Origin of the sequence: Staphylococcus agnetis (genome assembly GCF_002901865.1) — a bacterium.
GTDB lineage: Bacteria > Bacillota > Bacilli > Staphylococcales > Staphylococcaceae > Staphylococcus > Staphylococcus agnetis.
In genome coordinates, this window is sequence record NZ_PPQF01000100.1 from 1 (window position 1) to 5,427 (window position 5,427).

The 5,427-nt window shown below is 33.4% G+C and carries 5 protein-coding genes; 1 reads left to right on the top strand and 4 read right to left on the bottom strand.

Annotated features, from left to right (window positions below; all coding sequences use genetic code 11):
* Positions 1-304: 304 nt before the first annotated feature.
* From CD172_RS12625 to CD172_RS11835, 4 genes are all read right to left on the bottom strand, one after another.
* Positions 305-550, bottom strand: coding sequence for a hypothetical protein (locus CD172_RS12625; protein ID WP_105988572.1), 246 nt, complete (start codon positions 548-550; stop codon positions 305-307).
* 41 nt (positions 551-591) lie between these two features.
* A complete protein-coding gene (locus tag CD172_RS11825) occupies positions 592-1,068 on the bottom strand; it encodes a GNAT family N-acetyltransferase (protein ID WP_103346459.1) in 477 nt (158 codons plus the stop codon).
* A gap of 115 nt (positions 1,069-1,183) precedes the next feature.
* Positions 1,184-4,054 (bottom strand): DEAD/DEAH box helicase, encoded by a 2,871-nt coding sequence (locus CD172_RS11830; RefSeq protein ID WP_103346460.1) that lies wholly within the window; start codon positions 4,052-4,054, stop codon positions 1,184-1,186.
* A gap of 2 nt (positions 4,055-4,056) precedes the next feature.
* A complete protein-coding gene (locus CD172_RS11835; RefSeq protein WP_103346461.1) occupies positions 4,057-4,449 on the bottom strand; it encodes a (deoxy)nucleoside triphosphate pyrophosphohydrolase in 393 nt (130 codons plus the stop codon).
* A 140-nt stretch (positions 4,450-4,589) separates the two neighbouring features.
* Here CD172_RS11835 and budA point away from each other — a divergent pair, with 140 nt between their 5' ends.
* Positions 4,590-5,297 carry an acetolactate decarboxylase gene (gene budA / locus CD172_RS11840; RefSeq protein WP_060551881.1) on the top strand — a complete coding sequence of 236 codons (708 nt, stop codon included), beginning with the start codon at positions 4,590-4,592 and terminating at the stop codon, positions 5,295-5,297.
* Positions 5,298-5,427 lie beyond the last annotated feature (130 nt).

The window sequence follows — 5,427 nt, forward strand, 5'->3', positions numbered from 1 at the left end:
TTTATAGACTTACTATGTTACTGCATTTTAAAAATGACATTTTAAGTGAAAATCAGAAGCATACTTTTAACAAAAATACACTTTACACAAAACGATTCTTGTATAATCGATTGTTACTTATTGCGTGATATTCACGACAAAAATTTTATTTTTAATCTTGGCTATTTCTCAATTATTTTAGATTACATTGTTATGTTTAACGGCAACGATGATGGACACGTCCTTATTGATCAATCATCCCACTCATTGAATGTAAATGTTGAAATAAAAAAGCACATCTACATCATTCGTGAAGTAAATGTACTTATTGCAAATAACTGATAAAAGATATGATTAACAGCACAACGCCAACAATTAACGAGAAAATGCCGAGCCACTTTCTCGTACGTATAGAAATAACCCCTATAGTCAAAATAATGAGCGCTTGCAAGATAAATTTTATCGATAAATTAAATTGAATGATTTGGAGCATGTTTAAACATAGAATCATTAAAATAATCGTTCCAAGAATAAATGCCAACCACTCATAAGGCAAAAATATCCTTTTCATGTGTCACCCCATTAAAAATATGTCACACACATCCTCAAATACTATAACTTTTTGACCATACGTTGTTCTCTAAATCCTTCATCTTCAATTTCTTCGCCATCAAATTGATAACCATGTTTTTCATAAAATTGAATGGTATCAAAATTCATATCAACGACCCAAAGTGAACACTTGTTAACATATGATTTCATATCATCTTCAGCATGTTTCATTAACTCTGTTCCAATGCCTTTATGTTGATATTCCGGCAAAAGATAAATCGTATAAATTTCAAAAGTATCATTTAAATCGTCATCTTTTGAAGGGCCATACATAATAAAACCTACAATTTGGTGGTCCACTTCAGCTATAAGGCAATCTGTATTAAACATTTGATGTTTCTTGAGATAACCTGCTTCTGTTTGATCCTCTAGATGTGCTTCTGGCAAAATCCCTTTATACGTATGTATATATGATACGTAATGGATTTTCGCGATTTCTGGAATATCTTTGAGTGCTTTACGCCTAATCTTAACCATCCGCTTCACCTCATTTATTTGGATTATATTAAATATATCATAGTTTTATTTACTAAAATAAAAACGTAATAAGGACTAATATAGCTACCTACATGCCTTATTACGTTTATACTCATTAATTTTCTACTAAATAGCGATAAATATCATCACGTACCGGTGTATTCAATGTAAGATGCATCGTAACAACTGGCGCACCATTCGGCATTGTTGTTTGTTCAGCCGTTTCTGGTATCACATGAGCAGTTCCTAAATAATAGAATTGTGTGCCTTCTGCGTCTTCTTTTTTAACAAAAATATAAATTTCTCTATTTGCTGTTTGATGATTTAGTATTTTTTGAACTTCCTCCGCCATCATACGTCGATTTGATTTTGTAAACCATTTCAACTCATTTTGACTTAAAAATTCATCTTCATATTGCGTCGTTTCACTTATATCATCTTGTTTATGATAAGTTACAAATATAGGAATCATATCTTCTTTTACTTTATAACCATAAACTGTCGAAGACTCGTCACTTAGAAAATTTTTAATTTTTAAAAAGTCTTTACGTGAATATTTTTGATATAAAATCAAATCACTTTGCCCATCTTGATACATTTCATTATTATATTGAGCGAGCCTTAAAATATCTTCTACATAATCTCTATATTTTTCATGTTGAAGTTGTGTTTTAAACGTATCAGATAAGTAAACAACATCCTCGTCTATAGTAATCAAAGGCTTCCCATATGTTTTATCAATTGTTTTACTAAAAAAACTTAAATCTAACATACGACACGCCATATAAATATCATTTAAAGTGATACTATTGTCAAACTCTAATACATAATCCCAAAGTTCATTGATGCGCGCCTCTCCTTCTAATAAACGCCATAAAACATAATGTTCAACACTTTTTAAACCTGGTGCTACTTCTCGCGTTAGAAACACTAAATTTTTTGATGCATTATCAGTCAAAATAACTTCTGTTTCTTTTAATTTTTCTAAAAACATATGATAATGTTTGACACTAGAATTAGATGTAATTACTAATGGATCTATTGAATGTTGATCTACAAAATCCATCATGAGTGGAACGTGCCCAATACGTTGTTTCACGTTAAAATATGCTTCTTTTAAATTCGTCATAGCGTTTAGCTTAGCGTCATTTAAAGACTCATAAATTTTCTTTTTGGCGATTTCTTCAAAATTAATGGTAGAAACACCATTCAACACCGCGGAGTCGGTTAAGAATTTTCGATACGTATCTTTGTTTTGAGACTGATTACCTGATAAAGCGATAGGAATCAAATAATTATTTTTATAATTACCTATAAAGTCAATAACCGTTACATATTCCTTGTTACTGCTTTTTCGTAACCCTCGACCAAGTTGTTGAACAAAAATGATACTTGATGCAGTTGCTCTTAACATGACGACTTGATTGACCTCTGGAATATCAATTCCTTCATTGAATAAATCAACTGTAATTATATAGTTTATTTCACCCTGCTTTAATTGTTGAATCACCTCTAAACGTCTTACCTGTTTATCTTCACCCGTAAGCGCAATGGAGGGAATACCACGTTGAGACAACTTTGATGCAAGTTCATATGCCTCATCTTTTCGACTTACAAAAATTAACCCTTTCAACTCAGTTCCTGAATATCCATAATAATTTGTTTTTTCAAGTACATGGTTCAGTCGTGAATCAGATGTGAGCTTTTGAAGGGATTCTGTATCATCAATTGTGACACCATTCGCTATATAATCAGTTACTCCAAAATAATGAAATGGGCAGAGTATATCATTCTCAAGAGCTTCTTGTAATCGTATTTCATATGCGACATTATAGTGAAATGCTTCAAACACATTAAGTGTATCATTTCGCTCAGGCGTCGCTGTCATCCCTAACATAAATTTAGGCTTAAAATAATCAAAGACACGTTGATAAGAACCAGCAGCTGCACGGTGTGCTTCATCAAATACAATATATTCAAAATGTTTCGGAGCGATGTGCTCGAATACCTCTGGCTTTGAAACCGTCTGTATCGTCGCAAATACATACTTTGCACCTAAATTCTTTTGATTTCCTGTCAAAAGCCCGAATGCTGATTCCGGTTCATCAGCTAACACTTTTTGGTAGTCTTCCATCGCTCTACGTAGTATCCCCTCATTGTGAACAATAAATAAAAATTGTTGAGGTTGATATGCACGGACGTCTAATGCTGACATAATGGTTTTCCCAGTACCAGTTGCTGAGACAATAAGTGCTCGTTCTTCTCCTCGCGCCCTAATTTCACTTAGTGATTTCAAAGCCTCACGCTGCATCATATTCGGCACTATGGTTTGCGCATGTTTTAACTTTTGTTGTATATCTAACTGTGCTTTCTCAACTTCTAATAATCGTTTAAATGGTTTAGGCTGATATATCATTTGATATGTTTCTATCCATTCATGTGATAAAGGTTCACTTTCTTCCCATAATTGATCAAATTGTTGTTTCACTTTATAAACAATATCACCATTACGGTGCGAAGATAATAAAATGTTATGTTCATAATTCACTTTTAATGCGTTGGAAGTCAAATTAGAACTTCCAATGATAAGCGACGTATGATAATCATGATCAAATATATAACCTTTCGCATGAAAACCACTTACATTCGTTACACGAACTTCAACATTTTCTAATTTTAATAATTCCTGGTACATTTTTGGGTTATTAAATGATAAATAATTAGACGTTAAAATACGTCCCGTTATACCACGTTGCTTTAACTCATATAAATGTGCTTTTAGACTCGCTAGACCACTTTCAGTAATAAATGCCACTGAAATAGAAAAGCTTTTACATTTATGTAATTCATCAATAATTGTGGCAAGTACGTTTTGTTCACGATTATTAATAAGTAGTTTAGGCATAAAGTTGCCAAGGTGCTCTGAAGAGCGATCAATAAATCCTTTATGTAGTGATTGCGTAATATCACGTATAAGATGTTCCATGACTATCCCTCATTCACTATCAAGTCTACAGCTGGAATGTCAGCCGGTGCCCAATTTAACACTTTCAAGTCTTTTTTATTCAACCACTTAATCGCTTGATGTTCTGTTAAGATAGGCAATTGAGACTTCAATTTACAACGATAAGTTGTAAGTTGAATAATCGCAAAATCATATTCATACGTCGTTGTAGTTACTTTTTCGCCCACTTCTAAATCACATTTCATTTCTTCACGAATTTCACGTTTCAAAGCATCGATGTCACTTTCACCATCTTCAATTTTACCACCTGGAAATTCCCACATAAGTGGTAAACTCATCGTTTCGCTTCTCTGAGCGCATAACACTTGATTTTGATTAAAAATAATTGCACCCACAACTGGAATTTGTTTTTTCATTGACATACAGCCCCTTTTTCAAAACATTAATTTTATTATAAATGATCTCATAAAATGTTGAAATGACACAAGTTGTTTAAAAATAGGAATTTAAATAGAGGTATAATAAAATAAATGAAACTTTGAAGGGGTGTCTTTGTATGCTTTCACATACGATTTATCAACACGGTACATTAGGTGTAATTATGACAGGTGCACTCGAGGGAACAACTTCTATCGGTGAGATGTTACGCTATGGCAATTATGGAATTGGGACGTTAGAAGGTGGTGATGGAGAAGTGATGATACAAGATGGTATCGCGTATCACATTAGTGCTACAGATGAAAAAGTACGCATTTTAGCGGATGATGCACGCCTTCCTTACGCTAATATGGTTGATTTTCATGCCGACTCAACATTTCATAGTCAACAAGATAATGAAAAAACGCTGTATGAGAAAATTCGTCAAATGATGCGGAGTAAAAATTTATTTTCAGTTGTTAAAATCAGTGGTCGTTTTAAACACATGCATGGGCGTGTCATGCCAAAGCAAGATCCACCGTATAGAAAGTTAGTTGAATCCGCACGTCAACAACCTGAATATCAATGCAATCAAGTAGAAGGTACGATTATCGCATTTTATACACCAGACTATTACCATGGTGTAGGTTCAGGCGGTTTTCACGCGCATTTTTTATCACAAGATCAGACATTTTTAGTTCATGTTCTAGACTTTGAAACGATAAATGTACGCGTTGAAATCCAAAATTGTACACAATTTCACCAAATCCTTCCTACAACCTCTTCTTTTTTAGAGAAAGATATAGACTTTGAAAATATATTAGAAGATATTAAAGAAGCGGAGTAAACTTTAAGATTGTATGTCCTCAATATTTACTCAATCAGGACCACCCGTAAAACGGGTGGTTTGCTCTTGGGCTATAAGCCCGCTTTACCGGCTAGCGTCTAAAGGCGCTGGCTTTTTCATTTCATGCTCA